This is a genomic window from Bradyrhizobium sp. USDA 3256 (assembly GCF_054058275.1).
The window spans coordinates 5,332,090-5,348,727 of record NZ_JBSSAE010000002.1 but is presented as its reverse complement, the minus strand read 5'-3'; the positions used below and the strand labels follow the sequence as shown (position 1 = coordinate 5,348,727).

Sequence of the window (16,638 nt, the reverse complement as noted above, 5' to 3'; positions counted from 1 at the left end):
TCTCGTTTCTGCCCTTCGGGAAGGAAAACAACCCGTAACTGTGAAGGTTCCGGAGCTGGCGGTGCGATAAACCTGTGTGGTTCTTCCGTTTGCCTTGGAACAGAACTACATCAACGAAATCCACGGAGGAGTGCATCGCAATGTCGGCGCCGCTGATCGTTTCGATACCCCATAGCCTCGGCCGCGACGAGGCGATGCGCCGCTTGAAAACGGGCCTGTCGCGCGCGACGGCGAACCTGCCGGTCATGAGCGTCGAGGAGGAGCGCTGGGACGACAACCGGATGAGCTTTCGCGTCCGGGCGCTGGGGCAGGTCGCGGCCGGGCATGTCGATGTCGAGGATGCCCATGTGCGGGTCGAGGTGACGCTGCCGTGGCTGCTGCAACGGTTCGCCGAGGTCGCGCAGGCGGCGATCCGCAAGCGCGGGCAATTGCTGCTGACCAAGCGCTGACGCAGGACGTCAGGCGTGCGAGCGCGCCTGCTTGGCGGTGCGTTTCGTCCCCGCGACCCTTGTCTTGAGCACGGCAACCGGCAGATTGCCGAACAGTTCCGGGAGCTGAATCCTGGTTGCGCCATCCCTGAGCGCATATCCAGCTGCGTCGATTTCACCCTCAAAAGCTCCGGGGCGCGGCCAGCTGCGGCCGCCCTGCGTGAACGGGGCGAATGATCTTGCCACCGCAACGATGGCCGCCTCGCGGCCATGGCGTCGCGCGAAGGCAATGACGTGATCGCGGTGCGGGCCGCTGACGGCGAGCGGCACGTAGTCGCCGCTGGTGAACACATCGGCCATCTCGCTGCGGAGCCGTAGCAGATGCCGCGTCCATGCGAATTTGAGACGGCCGTCGCGCCAGTTTTGCGCCAGCGCATCCCAATCCGGCATCTCCAGTGCGGCGAGCATTCCTGCCCGTTCGGTAAAGTCGACCGGGCGGCGGTTGTCCGGATCGACCAGCGAAAGATCCCAGCTTTCGGTGCCCTGGTAGAAATCCGGCACGCCCGGCATGGTTGCCTTCAGCGTGATCTGGCTGAGCGAATTCAGCGCGCCGATCAACGCGGTCCGTTGCGCGAGCGTGTCCAGCGCTTGGAGAAATTCGGGTGAGGCCTTGCGATCGAGGATCCGCTCGATGAAGGCTTTCACGCCCGCCTCGTAAGGCTCGTGCGGATTGAGCCAGCTGGTTTCCTGCTTACCCTCGCGCGCCGCCTTCAGCGCGTACGCCTGGATGCGGGCGGCGAGCGACGCATCATCGGGATCCCAGGCACCGAGCAGGGCCTGATACAGCATGTATTCGAACGTCGCCGATGGCGCGCGCATCTCGCCGTCGAGCACCAGATGCGGCGCATTCAGCACTTTCCAGCGCGCCACCGCGCTGGTCCATTCGCCAGGGATTTCCGCAAGCGCCATGATGCGGGCGCGGGCGTCCTCGCCGCGCTTGGTGTCGTGGGTCGCGGTCGCCGTCATGCCGTGCGGCCATTCGCGGGCGCGGGCCTGCATCATGGCGTGGAAGGTCTCGGGCGCGATCGCGCTCGCCGCCGGATCGCCGCCGACTTCGTTGAGCGCCAGCAGCCGGTGATAGCGATAGAAGGCGGTATCCTCCAGCGACTTCGCCATCATCGGCCCGGTGAATTGCTGCACCTTCAGCGCGAAGCGGCGGACCCGCGGCGCGCCATGCGGCGGCCGGCCGGGCTGCAATAGGTCCATGGTCAAGGCATCGCGCAGGAAATCGAAGATGCCTTCATCGGCGGCGAACCAGTCGGCGCGGGCGCGCTTGATGGTCTCGCTGATCAGCGTGCGGTCATGCGCGGCTGGTCCCGAGGCGGTGAGATAGGTTCGATAGACCGGAAAGTGCAGCACATAGAGCTCGAGCGCCTGCCGCAGACTGTCGCCGGAGAAGTCGCGGGTCGAGTAGTGACCGCTGGCAATGCGCGCGAGCAGCCGCGCCAGCACGGTGAATTCGCTGGTGAGCAGCGTCTCCAGTACGCGCTGCTTGGCCTCGCGCAACACCGGCGTCAGGTTCGGCGACTGGTTGCTGATCTGGCGCCAGATCTCGTTGAGTGGATCGAGGCCGCGACCGTCGACCAGTGCCTGGCTGATCGTGTTCATCCATTCATAGCCGGTGGTGCCGTGAACACCGCTGAATTTCGGCAGCTTCTCGTCCTCGCCGAGGATCTTCTCGATCACCATGTAGAACGGCCTGGTCTTCGCGCCCTGCGCGGAGCGGACCAGACGGCGCAGCCGCTGGAAATACTGCGCTGGATCGCGCAGGCCGTCGATATGGTCGAGCCGCAGGCCCTGCAGCCGGTCTTCGGCGATCAGCCGCTTGACGAGGCTATGGCTCGCCTCGAACGTAGCGGCGTCCTCGACCCGGAGGCCGGCCAGCGTGTTGACGTCGAAGAAGCGGCGATAGTTGATGTCGCTGGACGCCAGCCGCCAGTGGCCGAGCTTGTAGTGCTGGCGTTCCAGCAGATGATGCAGCGCCAGCGTCTGGGTCGGGCGGTCCTCACCGGCGCGATAGGCATCGAGGCCGCGTGCGATGATGTCGGCGCCGCCCTCGATCGCCTTGATCGCCGCCTTCAGCGCCGGCGCTTCGGCGCGGTTGGGATGACGCGGCCCCCGGTATTGCGCGGCGAGCTCGAGTATCGCGCGTCCGGTCGGGCTGTCTTCGGCCGCGGCCTCGCGGACGACGGTGCGCAGCACCTCGCCATAGCGCTCCGGCGCGATCGGCAGGCGGTGCTCGAAATACCAGGCCGAGAAGCTGCCCTCGTTCGCGTCATAGCGCAGCTCGATGTCGCCGCGCTCCAGCGCCTGGCCATAGGACGAACCGAGGATCGGCAACAGCACGCCGCCGCGCGCGCGATAGGGTAGCTGGTCCCAGTCGATGTCGAAGGAGATCGCGTGCGGCGACACCGGTCCCCATTCCAGCACATCGAGCCACCACGGATTGTCGGCGAAGTGAACGCCGACATGGTTCGGCACGAAATCCAGGATCAGGCCGAGATCATGGCGCTTCAATGCGTCGCTCAGCCGCGCAAAGCCCTCCTCGCCGCCGAGCTCCGGATTGAATTTGGTGTGGTCGACGACGTCATAGCCGTGGGTCGAGCCCTTGCGCGCCTTCATGAAGGGCGACGCATAGACATGGCTGATCCCGAGCGCCTTCAGATAGGGCGTCACGCCGGCGGCGGCATCGAAGTCGAAATCGGCAGTGAGTTGCAGTCGGTAGGTCGCGATCGGGATCGCCGGAGGCATTGTGCTATCCGATGTGCCAGCGCACCGCCCAGCCGGGGAGGTCGCTCGACAACGCGCCGCCCCAGATCGCAGTTCCCTTCGGCTTCGGTCCATCGGGGATGTCGCGATCGGACAAATTGGCTGTCAGCCGCAACGTGCCGCCGTCGCCCATCTGCCAATGCGCCGTCAACAGGTCGCCGGCCACGATGGCATCGCCGAAACGGCACCCTCTGAGCCGCGGCATGATCTGCTGCCGGCGCACGGCGAGCAGGTCGCGCACCAGCGCAAGCCGCGCACGCGCCGGATCATGGCCGAGCGCCGCCCAGTCGAGCACGGCCGATCGCACCGTTTCGTCGGCAAGCGGGTCGGGAATGTCGTCGCCGTATTTGGCATAGGCCCAGGCGAACTCCTTGCGCCGTCCGGCGCGGACGGCATTGGCTAGATCGCCCTTGAAATCGCAGAAGAACGGGAAGGGCGTTGTCGCGCCCCATTCCTCGCCCATGAACAGCATCGGCGTGGTCGGCGCGATCAGCGTCACCGCCAGTGCCGCCGCGACCGCCTCCGGCCGGGCAATGCTGACGAGACGATCGCCGAGCGGCCGGTTGCCGATCTGATCGTGGTTCTGCAGGAAGTTGATGAAGCAGGTCGGCGACAGCATACCGCTCGGCTCGCCGCGGGCCTTGCCGCCCCAGAACTCAGAGACTTCGCCCTGGTAGATGTAGCCGGACGACAGCGCGCGTGCGAGGTCCTGCTTCGGCGCCCGGTAGTCGCCATAATAGCCCTGGGTCTCGCCGGTCAGCAGCACGTGCCAGGCGTGATGATAGTCGTCGTTCCACTGGCCGCGGAATTTGCCGTGCGGCGGATCCTCGGCGGCATCGAGCAGGCTTGCAATGTTGTCGCCGTTCTCGAGCACGAGGTTAATGTAGCGGCCGGTCTCGGTGGCGAGCTTGCCGGCGGCCTTGCTGAAGTCATGGAGCACGGAGACTTCGCCGGCTTCGACGATGGTGTTGACCGCATCGAACCGCAGCCCGTCGAAGCGATAGTCGCGCAGCCAGCTCACCACGCTGCCGATCGCAAACGCACGCACCTCGGGCACGCGATAGTCGATCGCGCTGCCCCACGGGGTGTGCGCGTTACTGAAAAAGGTCGGCGCATAGCGGCCGAGATAATTTCCCTCGGGCCCGAAATGGTTATAGACCACGTCGAGCATCACCATCAGCCCGCGCAGATGCGCTTCGTCTATCAGGGTCTTGAGGTCCTCGGGACGGCCGTAGGCGCTGTCGGGTGCGTACCACAGCACGCCGTCATAGCCCCAGTTGCGCTTCCCGGCGAAATCCGCCAGCGGCATCAGCTCGAGCGCGGTGATGCCGGTCGCCACGAGATGATCGAGCTTGTCGATCATGGCGCGATAAGTACCCTCTCGTGTGAAGGTGCCGACATGGGCCTCGAGGACGACGGCCTCGTGCCAGGGACGGCCGCGCCAGTCCGTCGCGCGCCACTTGAAGGCGGCGTGGTCGATCACCTCGCTCGGGCCGAACACGTCGTCCGGCTGGAATGCGGAGGCGGGATCCGGCACATCGACTTCGTCATCGATGCGGAATTTGTAACGCGTGCCGGCGCGTGCGCCCGGGATCTCGGCGACGTACCAGCCGGCCGCATCGCGCGTGAGCGTATGCGGTTTGTCGATCAGCAGGTCGACGCGCTTGGCCGCCGGCGCCCAGAGCCGGAAGCGCGTGCCGTCAGGTGTCAGCTCGGCGCCGAAATGTTGTCTATTCATGTGGAGCCTGCAAATGCCAGCACCGAGCGCGGCGGTGCCCTGGTATCGGCGCCGGATGCGAACTGCTCAGCCGTTTGCTCGGCCTTGGTCGTGTTCAAGACCTGCCGCCAGCTCTTATATTCCGCCATCCTCGGCATCCTGAACACGATCTCCTGCGGTGCGGCATTGAGCACGATAAAGATCGGCGCCTGTCCTGGTTCCATCGGCCCCAGCACATAGGCGAGGAATCGGCTCTCCGGGAATTTCCAGTCGGATTCCTTCATCTCCTCCGCTGCCGGCGTCAGCCAGAGCACACCGTAGCTGCCGTCGGTGCGGCGGCCGTCGAGCCAGCGCTGGCAGCGGATCTGGCCGAAGCGCTGGCGCAGCGCGGTCAGGTGGCCGATGAAATTGATGGCGTCGTCGTCGGTGTCGAGGTTCTCCCAGCCGATCCAGCCGGTCTCGTTGTCCTGGCAATAGGCGTTGTTGTTGCCACCTTGCGTGTTGGCGACCTCGTCGCCGGCGAGGATCAGCGGCGTCCCTTGCGCCAGCAGCAGGCAGGCCAGCGCATTCTTCCTGAGCTGGCGGCGCAGCGCGATGATGGCGGGATCGTCGGTCGGGCCCTCATGGCCGCAATTGTTGCTATGGTTGTCGTTGGAGCCGTCGCGATTGTCCTCGCCGTTGGCCTCGTTGTGCTTCTCGTTGTAGCTGAAGAGATCGGCGAGCGTGAAGCCGTCATGTACCGTGATGTGGTTGACGCTGGCGCGGGTCGCGCGGTTGTCGTGGTGAAACAAATCCGACGACGCAGTCATGCGGCCCGAGATGTCGCCGATCAGGCTGCCTTCGCCGCTCCAGTAGCGCCGCATCGCGCTGCGATAGCGATCATTCCATTCCGACCATTGCGATGGAAACGCACCGACCTGGTAGCCGCCGAGACCGAGGTCCCAGGGTTCGGCGACCATCTTGGCGGTTGCCAGCACCGGGTCCTGGCGGATCGCGGTGAGGAAGGGGTGGTTGCGATCGAACCCGTTCGGCCCGCGCGCCAGCGTGGTAGCCAGATCGAAGCGGAAGCCGTCGACATGGCAGACCTCGACCCAGTAGCGCAGCGAATCCATCACCATCTGCAGCACGCGCGGATGGGTGAGGTTGACCGAGCTGCCGCAGCCGGTGAAGTCGTCGTAGAAGCGCGGGTTCTCGCGGTTCAGCCAGTAGTAAGAGGCATTGTCGATGCCGCGGAAGCACAGCGTCGGGCCCATATGGTTACCCTCGGCGGTGTGGTTGTAGACGACGTCGAGCAGCACCTCGATGCCGGCATCGTGCAGCCGCGCCACCGTGGTGCGGAAGGAATCGAGTGCATTGTCCTGGGCGTAGCGTGCCTCCGGCGCGAAGAAGGCGATGGTGTTGTAACCCCAGTAGTTCGCCAGTTTCTTCTCGACCAGGATACGGTCGTCGATCAGGCCGTGGATCGGCAACAGCTCGATGGTGGTGACGCCGAGCCGCTTGAGGTGGGCGATCATCGCCGGCGACGACAATCCGCCATAAGTGCCGCGCAGGTTCGGCGGCACGTCCTCGCGCTTCTGCGTCAGGCCCTTGACGTGAGCCTCATAGATGATGGTGTCTTCCCAGGGAATGTGCGGCCGGATCTCGCGGCGTCCCCAGTTGAAGGTCTCGTCGACCACGACCGCCTTCGGCATGCCGCGGGCATTGTCGCGCCGGTCGAACGAGAGGTCCTCGCGCGCGCTGCCGGTGCGGTAGGCGAAATGCGCATCGCTCCATACCAGCCGGCCGGCGAGCCGCTTGGCGTAGGGATCGAGCAGCAGCTTGTTGGCGTTGAAGCGATGGCCGCGCTCCGGCGCGTAGGGCCCGTAGACGCGATAGCCGTAGAGCTGGCCCGGCGAGACGTCGTTGAGATAGCAGTGCCAGACGTCCTCGGTGCGCTCCGGCATCTCGATCCGCTCGAGCTCGCGGCGGCCCTGGCCGTCGAACAGGCACAGCTCCACCTTCTCCGCATTCGCCGAGAACAGCGCAAAATTGGTGCCTCTGCCGTCCCAGCTTGCACCGAGCCGTGCGGACGTACCCCCGGTCAGTCGCATCAATCAGCTTTCCGGTACGAGGAAGATCGCAGCCAGCGGCGGAATGGTCAGGCTCAGTTCGGGCGTGGCGTCCTCCGATGCGCGCACCTCGCCGACATTGCCGACATTGGTGCCGCCGTAATGTGCGGAATCCGAGTTGAACACCTCGTGCCACTTGCCCGCGAAGGGCACCCGGACGCGATAGTCGCGGTAGACGCTGGGTGAGAAGTTCGCGATCACGAGGCAGCGTGCGCGCGCATCATTGCCCTTGCGGATCCAGGCGAACACATTGTTGTTGGCATCGTCGGTGATGACCCACTCGAAGCCGGCCTGGTCGCAGTCGAGCTCGTGCAGCGCCGGCAGCGCGCGATAGAGCCGGTTGAGGTCGCGGACCAGGTTCTGGATGCCGCTGTGCTTCGGTTGTTGCAGCAGATGCCAATCGATCGAATAGTCGTGATTCCACTCGCGTTCCTGGCCGAACTCGCAGCCCATGAACATCAGCTTCTTGCCGGGGTGGCCGAACATGAAGCTGTAATAGGCGCGCAGATTGGCAAAGCGCTGCCAGTCGTCGCCGGGCATGCGGCCGAGGATCGAGCGCTTGCCGTGCACGACCTCGTCGTGGGACAGCGGCAGGATGAAGTTCTCCGAGAAGGCGTAGTGCAGGCCGAACAGGATGTCGCCGTGATGGTATTTGCGGTGGATCGGGTCCTTGCCGATATATTTCAGCGTGTCGTGCATCCAGCCCATGTTCCACTTGTAGCCGAAGCCGAGCCCGCCATATTCGACGGGACGCGACACCTGCGGCCATGCGGTGGATTCCTCCGCCGCCGTCGTCGCCTGCGGAAAATGCGCGAACAATTCGGTGTTGAAGCGGCGCAGGAAGTCGATCGCCTCGATGTTTTCCCGGCCGCCATATTTGTTCGGGATCCAGCCGCCGGCGGGACGGCTGTAGTCGAGATAGAGCATGGAGGCGACGGCATCGACGCGCAGCCCGTCGATGCCATAGCGATCAAGCCAGAACAGCGCATTCGACACCAGGAAGTTGGTGATCTCGGTGCGCCCGTAATTGTAGATCAGCGTACCCCAATCGAGGTGACGGCCCTGCAGCGGATTGGCGTGCTCGTAGAGCGCGGTGCCGTCGAAATTGCCGAGCCCGTGCGGATCGTCGGGGAAATGCCCGGGCACCCAGTCGAGCAGCACGGCGAGCCCTGCGCCGTGGCAGGCGTCGATCAGCGCGGCAAAATCGTCCGGCGAGCCGAAGCGGCTGGTCGGCGCGAACATGCCGGTCGGCTGGTAGCCCCAGGAGCCGTCGAACGGATGCTCTGATATCGGCAGGAATTCGACATGGGTAAAGCCCATGTCGCTGGCATAGGCCGGCAGCTGCTCCGCCATCTCGCGATAGGTCAGCCACTCGTTGCGGCCCTTGCGCCGCCACGATCCGAGATGGACCTCGTAGATCGACATCGGCGAGCTCAGCGCGTTGACGCGATCCGGCGCCGGGCGCGGATGCGGGATCTTGCGCTCGTCGATCACGATCGAGGCAGTCTTCGGGCGCACCTCGGCGGCGAACGCCAGGGGATCGGACTTCAGCGGCAGATGCTGGCCGTTGCGCCCGATGATCTCGAACTTGTAGTGATCGCCGACCCGCGCGCGCGGGATGAACAGCTCCCAGTATCCTGCACCGCGCACCCGCATCGGGTGGCGGCGGCCATCCCAGAAGTTGAAGTCGCCGACCACGCTGACCCGGCGCGCATTCGGCGCCAGCACCACGAAGCCGATGCCGTCGACGCCGTCGAGCGTCATCGGATGGGCGCCGAGCGTGTCGTAGACGCGCTGATGGGTGCCTTCGCCGAGCAGATAGAGATCGAAATCGCTCAGGATCGGCGGAAAGCGGTAGGCATCCTCCAGCTCGACTACGTTGTCACCGAAGCGGGCGCGGAGCTGGTAGCGCGTCGAGCCGTTCGGCAGGGGGCCTGCGAACAGGCCGGCGTCATGGATCCGCGCCAGCTGTGCGGTCTCGCCATGCTCGCCGATCGCCTCGACATTGCTGGCATCGGGCAGGAAGGCGCGCACGACGTTGCGATCCCCCTCGGGGTGAAGCCCGAGATAGTGGAAGGGGTCGGAGTGGCGGCCCTCGATGATGGCATAGGCCTCGGCGGGCAGTTTGCTCATGCAACCTCATGCGGCTGTTGCGCCAGGATCCTCAGCAGGCCGGTGAGCGGCACCCGCAGCCAATCCGGCCGGTTGGCCAGCTCATACTCGATCTCATAGAAGGCTTTCTCAAGCAGGAAAAAATTGAGCAGGCGATCGGCCGTCTTGGCGTCGGCGGGCCACAGCCGCTGGCCGGCCACCGTCTCGCGATAGGCCGCCAGCAGGGTATCCGCGGCCTGGTCGCGCCATTCGGCCAAGGCGAGGCTCAACCGGCCGCTCTCGTCGGGGGAGACCTTGAGCGTGCGTTCCAGCGCGGCGGTCGCCGCATAGTCGATCGAACGGATCAGGCCGGCGACGTCGCGCGCCGGCGGTGCCTTGCGCCGCCGCTCGGCGATGGTGCGGCCCGGTCCGCCGTCGAAATCGATGATGAAGACGTCGTCCTTGACCACCAGCAACTGACCGAGATGCAGGTCGCCGTGATGGCGGATGTTGAAGCCGTCGGTCTCGCGCGGCAGCAGTGCCTTGAGCCGCTCCGGCAGCGTGTCGTGCTGGGCCTGCAACTGATCGGCCAGCAGCCGGTCGGCCTCCTTCAGGGAGCCGCGCCGCTGCTTCAGCGTATCGAACACGCGCTCGGCTCGCGCCATGATCTCGTCGGCCCAGCGCTGCAGGTCGTCGGGCTTGGTCGGCTCGGGCGCGAAGTCCGGCAGGTCGCGGTTGCTGGCGAGCGCCAGATGCAGCTCGGCGAGCCGCTTTCCGCTATGCGACATGTGGCGCAGATAGGTGGCCTGGTCGCCGTTCTCCACGGGGTGCTCGCTCACTGTCAGCAGGCGCTGCCGTTCGACCAGGCGGTCGAGGTGTGCGCCTGCGATGGTCCAGAGGTCGCCCTGGTTGACGACCATCGCATGCAGGACGGCGATGGCGCTGCGCTTGTCGCCCTCGATCAGCTCGGCGGTGCCAAGCAAGGCAGGGGTATTCGGAAAGTTGACCACCTCGGTGAGGAAGCGGCCCATCTCGATTTCCGGATTGATGCCGACCTCGAGCTTGCGGTAGATCTTGGTGACATATTCGTTGTCGACCAGCGCGGTCGAATGCGGCTGGTCGTTCTCGAAGACCCGGATGCGCTCGGGCTGCCGCACCGGCCGGTCGGAGAAGCGGCTGGTCGGCCGGAATTCGAGCTTGAGGCCTTGCTCACCTTCGTCGACCGTGAGGTTTTCCCGCAGGTTGCGCAGGAACAGGCCGGTGAAGATCTGGTCGGTGGCGACATCGAGCAAGGTGCCCTCGCGCGCGCCCTGGCGTACGGCGGCGAATGCGCGCGGATTGTAGCGCTCGCGGTCGAAGCGCACCCACTCGATCTGCATCGGCAGCACGTAGCGGCTGGTGGTGCCGCGCTGCGTGGTCTCGAAGAAGGCGAGCCACGGCCGGTTGTCGCCGATGTCGCAGAACGGGATCGCGGCGACCAGCATCGGCTGGATCGCGCTCGCGGATCGTTCCGGATACCAGCGCGTGCGGGCGAGGTGGCCGGGCAGCACGTCGTGCTCGAACACGCCGCGGGTGCGCGCCAACGACATCCAGGTCGAATTCAGCGGCACCACCAGCGTCTCGAATTCCGGCACCGCGCGCGGCGTCACCGGCTCGGACTTGTCGCGCTCCTGCAGCTGGAACCAGTAGAAGCCGTACGGCGCGAGCGTGATCATGTAGGGCAGCTCGCCGATCGCGGGAAAGCGCGTGCGCCCGAGCATCTCCAGCGGAATGCGGTCCTTGAAGGCGGAGAGGTCGAGCTCGGTAGCCTGCGCCGACCGCGACAGATTGGCGACGCACAGGATCGCCTCGCCCTGGTACTGGCGCACATAGGCCAGCACCGAGCGGTTCTCCGGGCGGATGAAGGTCATGGTGCCGCGCCCGAAGGCGAGCGTCGACTTGCGCACCGCGATCAGCCGCTTGGTCGCCGACAGCAGCGACGACAGGCTGCGCGACTGCGCCTCGACATTGACGGATTCATAGCCGTAGACCGGGTCCATGATCATCGGCGCGTAGAGCCGTGCTGGATCGGCGCGCGAGAAGCCGCCGTTGCGGTCCGGCGACCACTGCATCGGCGTCCGCACGCCATTGCGGTCGCCGAGATAGATGTTGTCGCCCATGCCGATCTCGTCGCCGTAATAGATGATCGGCGTGCCCGGGAACGACAGCAGCAGCGAGTTCATCAGTTCGATCTTGCGCCGGTCGTTGTCCATCAGCGGCGCAAGGCGGCGGCGGATGCCGACATTGATGCGGGCGCGCGGATCGTTGGCGTAGGTCGACCACAGATAGTCGCGCTCGACGTCGGTGACCATTTCCAGCGTCAGCTCGTCGTGATTGCGCAGGAACAGCGCCCACTGCGCAGCGGCGGGAATGTCGGGCGTCTGCCGCAGGATGTCGGTGATCGGAAAGCGGTCTTCCTGGGCGATCGCCATGTAGATGCGCGGCATCAGCGGGAAGTGATAGGCCATGTGGCATTCGTCGCCATGGCCGAAATATTCCTGCACGTCCTCCGGCCATTGATTGGCTTCGGCCAGCAGGATCTTGCCCTTGGCATAGGCGTCGAGCTCCTGGCGCAGCCGCTTGATGATGGCATGCGTCTCCGGCAGGTTCTCGTTGTTGGTGCCGTCGCGCTCGCACAGATAGGGAATGGCGTCGAGCCGAAAGCCGTCGACGCCGGTGTCGAGCCAGCGCTTCATCACCTGCACGATGGCGCGCACCACGCGCGGATTGTCGAAATTCAGGTCCGGCTGGTGCGAGAAGAAGCGGTGCCAGTAGAACTGGCCGGCCTCCGGATCCCAGGTCCAGTTCGACTTCTCCGTATCGGTAAAGATGATCCTTGTATCGAGGTATTTCTGGTCGGTGTCGCTCCAGACGTACCAGCTGCGCGCGCTCGAATTCGGCGGGCTGCGGCGCGCGCGCTTGAACCACGCATGCTGGTCCGAGGTGTGGTTGACGACGAGCTCGGTGATGACGCGCAGGCCGCGCTTCTTGGCCTCCTGGATAAAGCGCTTGAAGTCCTTCATCGTCCCGAAATCGGGATTGATGTCGCCATAGTCGCCGATGTCGTAGCCGTCGTCGCGGCCGGGCGAGGGATAGAACGGCAACAGCCACAGCGCGGTGACGCCGAGCTCCTGCAGATAGCCGAGTTTCTCCGTCAGCCCCGCGAAGTCGCCGATGCCGTCATTGTTGCTGTCGGCAAATGCCTTGACATGCAGCTGGTAAATGATCGCGTCCTTGTACCACAGCTGGTCCGCAGTCTCGGTTGCGACCTTCTCCTGGGTATTGACGGAGGAGAATACGTTCATGACGGCTCCTTCAGGCGACACAGCGCAGCAGCAACGCGGGATCGCGCGCAGGATCTATACGTAGACGGATGCCTCCCCATTCGAGCGCGTGGCGCTCTCCGGTGACAAGGTCTTCCACTGCCGAGACGGGGCGGCGGGCATCGCCACGGCCGACCATGACGTCGCCGAGCGGCAGCCAGACCTCACGCAGCTCGGCTGACAATGCAATCGCGGCCGCGATCACATTGCCCTGATCGACCGCCTCCTTGATGAAGCCGATCACGCCGCCGTCATCGACACTGATAAAGCGCAAATTGGCGAATTGTTGCAGGGCCGGATTGCCGCGTCTGATCCGGTTGAGAGCTGCGATATAGGGCTTGATGTTCCCCGGCTGCTCCCAGTTGCGTACCCTGATCTCGTACTTCTCGGAGTTGAGATATTCCTCGCGGCCGGGGACCGGCGTGTGTTCGAGCAATTCGAAGCCGCTGTAAATGCCATAGCTGCTTGAAAGCGTCGCGGCGAGCGCGAGACGCGACTTGTACATCCAGGATTCGCCGCTTTGCAGGTGGAAGGGCAGGACGTCCGGTGTGTTGACGAAGAAATTCGGCCGAAAGAAGTCACGCTCGGGATAGGAGGCCAACTCGCCGAGATATTGTTCGAGCTCGAAGCGCTGCGTCCGCCAGGTGAAATAGCTGTAGGACTGTGTGAAGCCGAGTTTGGCGAGGCCCTTCATCAGTTTCGGGCGCGCGAAGGCTTCCGCAAGGAACAGCACGTCCGCGTCGCGGTCCCGCACCTCGCGGATCAGCCACTCCCAGAACGCCAGCGGCTTGGTGTGCGGATTGTCGACCCGGAAGATCCTGACGCCCTGTTCGACCCAGAACAGCACGACGTCGCGCAGCGCGCGCCACAGCGCAGCGGCATTCTCGGACCCGAAATCCGGGTTGACGACATCGTCCCAGCGCTGCGGGGGATGCTCGGCCGTGCGCATCGATCCGTCCGGGCGCCGCTTGAACCACTCTGGGTGCTCGGTCAGCCAGGGATGATCGGGGGAGCACTGCACGGCGAAATCGAGCGCGACCTCGAGGCCATGCGCCTGGCTTGCCGCCACGAAGGCGCGGAAGTCGTCGAGCGTGCCGAGTTCCGGATGCACGGCGTCGTGGCCGCCCTCGGCTGCGCCGATCGCATAGGGGCTGCCGGGATCGCCCGCCTGCGCGGTCGTGGCATTGTTGCGGCCCTTGCGGTGCTGCCGGCCGATCGGGTGGATCGGCGCGAGCAGGACGACGTCAAAGCCCATCGCGGCGATGTCGGGAAGCCGCGCGATGCAGTCGTTGAAGGTTGCATGCATGCCCGGTGTCTTGCCCTGGCTGCGCGGAAACATCTGGTACCATGCGCCGCTGCGCGCCCGCGGGCGGTCCGCGGTCAGCGCGTAGAGCTGCGATCGCATCAGATCGCGGCGAAACTGGCTGCCGGCCATCGCCTCCCGCAATTCGGGCGCGAGCAGCGCACCTGGTTCGCCGGTCTGCAGAAAGATTTCGCACTGCCTGATGATGACGGCCGCCGCCGCCGGGCTGCCGGCCTGCGCCTGGGTCAGCATGCCCGCGCCCTCGAGCGCGTCCAGCGTGTGATCGCTGCCGTCGCGCGGCTTCTGCTCGAAGCGATGCCGCCAGCTGGCGAATTCATCGGTCCAGGCCTCGATCGCGAAGGCGTAGCGGCCGGGCCGGTCGGGCACGAAAGCGCCGCCCCAGCGGTCATCGCTGTGCGCCGTCATCGGCGACACCTGCCATTCGCTGTCGTCCTCGCGCCGCCACACCAATGCCGCCGATATCACGTCATGTCCGGCACGGTAGATGTCGGCCCACACCTCGACAGGTTCGCCCACAATGCGCTTGACCGGAAAGCGGCCGCCATCAACCGACGGATAGACATCGGTGATATGAAAAGTGCCATGGGCACTCTCGACAGGCCGGAGGGTTTTGTTCACGGTGATGCCGCCATTAAAAATGCAAATGACGTCCCGGCGCCGGGAAGGAGGCGCGCCAGACCCATATAGAAAGCCGCTCGCCGGGCAATGGTTCCCGGTGGGAACGCCGGATAGGGTAGAGCGTTGAACATCAACTATCCCTTTCCCGTATCTGTACAATTTAGCAACGATCCACCAACCGTTGCGAGCAGGCAGCGTGCCGAATGGACCTTTACGCCAAAGCCCAGACCCTGGGAATCCAGACCGAGTATATCGATGGCAGCGGTCACCGCCGTGTGACAACCCCCGAGGCGCTCACGGCGATCCTCGACGCGCTGCCGCCGCAGGCGCCCCGTCGGATCATCGCCGATCCCGTGGTGGTCAGAGCCGGCCAGGCTGCGCAAACGCAGCTCTCGGAGGCTGCCCGGCTCCCGGTGCAATGGAAGCTTGCGAATGGCACCGGGGTGCTCGCCCAGGGCGAGGCGCGCGAGCGAAGTGTGACGTGGCCGTCGGGTCTGCCCGAAGGCGTGCACCGGTTGCAGCTATCCGACGCATCTGGCAGCGAGGAGCTGCCGCTGCTGGTGGCGCCGCTGGGCGCGTTCGGCGGCGAGTTCGACCGCTGCTGGGTGATCGCGGTGCAGCTCTACGGCGTGCGGTCAGCGCGCAACTGGGGCATCGGTGACTTCACCGATCTGCAGCACCTGCTCGAACTCGCCCACCGGCTCGGCGCCGACGGCGTCGGGCTCAATCCGCTGCATACGCTGTTCGACGATCGGCCCGGCGATTGCAGCCCGTACTCGCCGAACAGCCGGCTGTTCCTCAATGCGCTCTACATCGACGTCGAGCAGATTCCCGAATTCCGTGTCGATGCCGAGACCAAGGCCGCGCTGGCACCGCTCCGCAGCCACGATATGGTCGACTATGTCGGCGTCGCGGCGCAGAAATGGCCCGCGCTGCGCGCGGCGTTCGCGGCCTTCAAGGCCAATCCCGGCCTCGGCCGCTGGCAGGACTTCGAGGCCTATCGCAACGAGCAGGGCACGCTGCTGTCGCGCTTCGCCTGCTTCGAGGTGATGCGGCACAAATTCAACACGCCGTGGTGGGAATGGCCGGACGAATGGCGGCAGCCGAGCGATGCAGCTTGTGCCAGATTGCGCCGCTCGCGCGACTCTGCCGCTGAGGTCGAGTTCGTCGAATTCGTGCAATGGACCGCGGACCGTCAACTCGGCGCCTGCCAGGCGCTTGCGCACAAGCTCGGCATGCGGGTCGGGCTTTATCTCGACGTTGCCGTCGGCGTGCAGTCGGACGGGTTCGACGCCTGGAATGAGCAGATCGCGATCTCGCGCCATCTCGGCGTCGGCGCGCCGCCGGACCCGCTCAACACGGCGGGCCAGGACTGGGGGCTTGCCGGCTTCAATGCCGCGGGTCTTGAACAGCGCTCGTTCGAGCCGTTCAGGCAGATGCTGCGCGCCTCGATGCACCACGCCGGCGCAATCAGGCTCGACCACGCGTTCGGGCTTAAGCGGCTCTATCTGGTGCCGCGCGGCTTCGGCCCGGCCAATGGCGCCTATGTGCTGATGCCGTTCGAGGCGCTGCTGGCGGCGACCGCGCAGGAGAGCGTGGCGAGCCGCTGCGTCGTGATCGGCGAGGACCTCGGCACTGTACCTCCCGGGTTCCGCGAGCAGATGAACGGCTGGGGCATCTGGTCCTATCTCGTGATGATGTTCGAGACCGACGACCAGGGCGTCTTCCGCAACGCCGACTACTATCTGCCGAATGCGCTGGTGACCTTCAACACCCACGACCTCTCGACCTATGCGGGCTGGCGCTCGTTCAGCGACCTCAAGACCAAGCGTGCGCTCGGGATCGATCCCGGCGAGACCGACGAGGGGCGCTGGCGCGCGCTCGGCCAGCTCGACGACGTGCTGCGCCGGCACGACATCCACGCGAACGATTTCTATTCGGTGGCGAGCTTCCTGGCGCGGACGCGGTCGCGGATGATGGCGGTGTCGATGGAGGACCTGCTCGGCATTGTCGAGCAGCCGAACATTCCCGGCACCGTCTACGAGCATCCGAACTGGAAGCAGCGGCTCCCGGTCTCGATCGAGCATCTCGCGTCGGCAATCGACGTCGACGCCCTCAAGCACGCGACCCGCGAGCGCTCGCACACCTGACAACGCGGAGC

Annotated in this window: 8 protein-coding genes; 2 read left to right on the top strand and 6 right to left on the bottom strand. The window is 65.5% G+C overall.

Annotated features, from left to right (window positions below; translation table 11 throughout):
• Positions 1-140: 140 nt before the first annotated feature.
• Entirely contained in the window at positions 141-449 is a 309-nt protein-coding gene (locus tag ACVWY5_RS27190) for a polyhydroxyalkanoic acid system family protein (RefSeq protein WP_028332694.1), read from the top strand.
• Positions 450-458: 9 nt separating this feature from the next.
• On the opposite strand, the gene treY is transcribed toward ACVWY5_RS27190, so the two are convergent.
• The 6 genes from treY to ACVWY5_RS27160 are packed head-to-tail and all read right to left on the bottom strand — an operon-like array spanning position 459 to position 14,477.
• Positions 459-3,239, bottom strand: a complete 2,781-nt coding sequence (treY, locus tag ACVWY5_RS27185) for a malto-oligosyltrehalose synthase (protein ID WP_028332693.1) — start codon at positions 3,237-3,239, stop codon at positions 459-461.
• Positions 3,240-3,243: 4 nt separating this feature from the next.
• Positions 3,244-4,995 carry a malto-oligosyltrehalose trehalohydrolase gene (gene treZ, locus ACVWY5_RS27180; protein ID WP_028332692.1) on the bottom strand — a complete coding sequence of 584 codons (1,752 nt, stop codon included), beginning with the start codon at positions 4,993-4,995 and terminating at the stop codon, positions 3,244-3,246.
• On the bottom strand, positions 4,992-7,064 hold the full coding sequence (gene glgX, locus ACVWY5_RS27175) for a glycogen debranching protein GlgX (protein ID WP_028332691.1): 2,073 nt from the start codon (positions 7,062-7,064) through the stop codon (positions 4,992-4,994). Before glgX ends, treZ begins: the two co-directional genes overlap by 4 nt.
• Positions 7,065-7,067: 3 nt before the next feature.
• On the bottom strand, positions 7,068-9,215 hold the full coding sequence (gene glgB / locus ACVWY5_RS27170; RefSeq protein ID WP_028332690.1) for a 1,4-alpha-glucan branching protein GlgB: 2,148 nt from the start codon (positions 9,213-9,215) through the stop codon (positions 7,068-7,070).
• Complete coding sequence (gene treS, locus ACVWY5_RS27165) at positions 9,212-12,517, bottom strand: maltose alpha-D-glucosyltransferase (RefSeq protein ID WP_028332689.1); 3,306 nt, start codon at positions 12,515-12,517, stop codon at positions 9,212-9,214. The genes glgB and treS overlap by 4 nt, the downstream gene beginning before the upstream one ends.
• 10 nt (positions 12,518-12,527) lie before the next feature.
• Positions 12,528-14,477: an alpha-1,4-glucan--maltose-1-phosphate maltosyltransferase gene (locus ACVWY5_RS27160; RefSeq protein WP_028332688.1), complete on the bottom strand. Its 1,950-nt coding sequence runs from the start codon at positions 14,475-14,477 to the stop codon at positions 12,528-12,530.
• Between the two features lie 203 nt (positions 14,478-14,680).
• Here ACVWY5_RS27160 and malQ point away from each other — a divergent pair, with 203 nt between their 5' ends.
• The gene (gene malQ / locus ACVWY5_RS27155) at positions 14,681-16,627 is read left to right on the top strand and encodes a 4-alpha-glucanotransferase (protein WP_028332687.1); all 1,947 of its coding nucleotides are present in this window, start codon (positions 14,681-14,683) and stop codon (positions 16,625-16,627) included.
• Positions 16,628-16,638 lie beyond the last annotated feature (11 nt).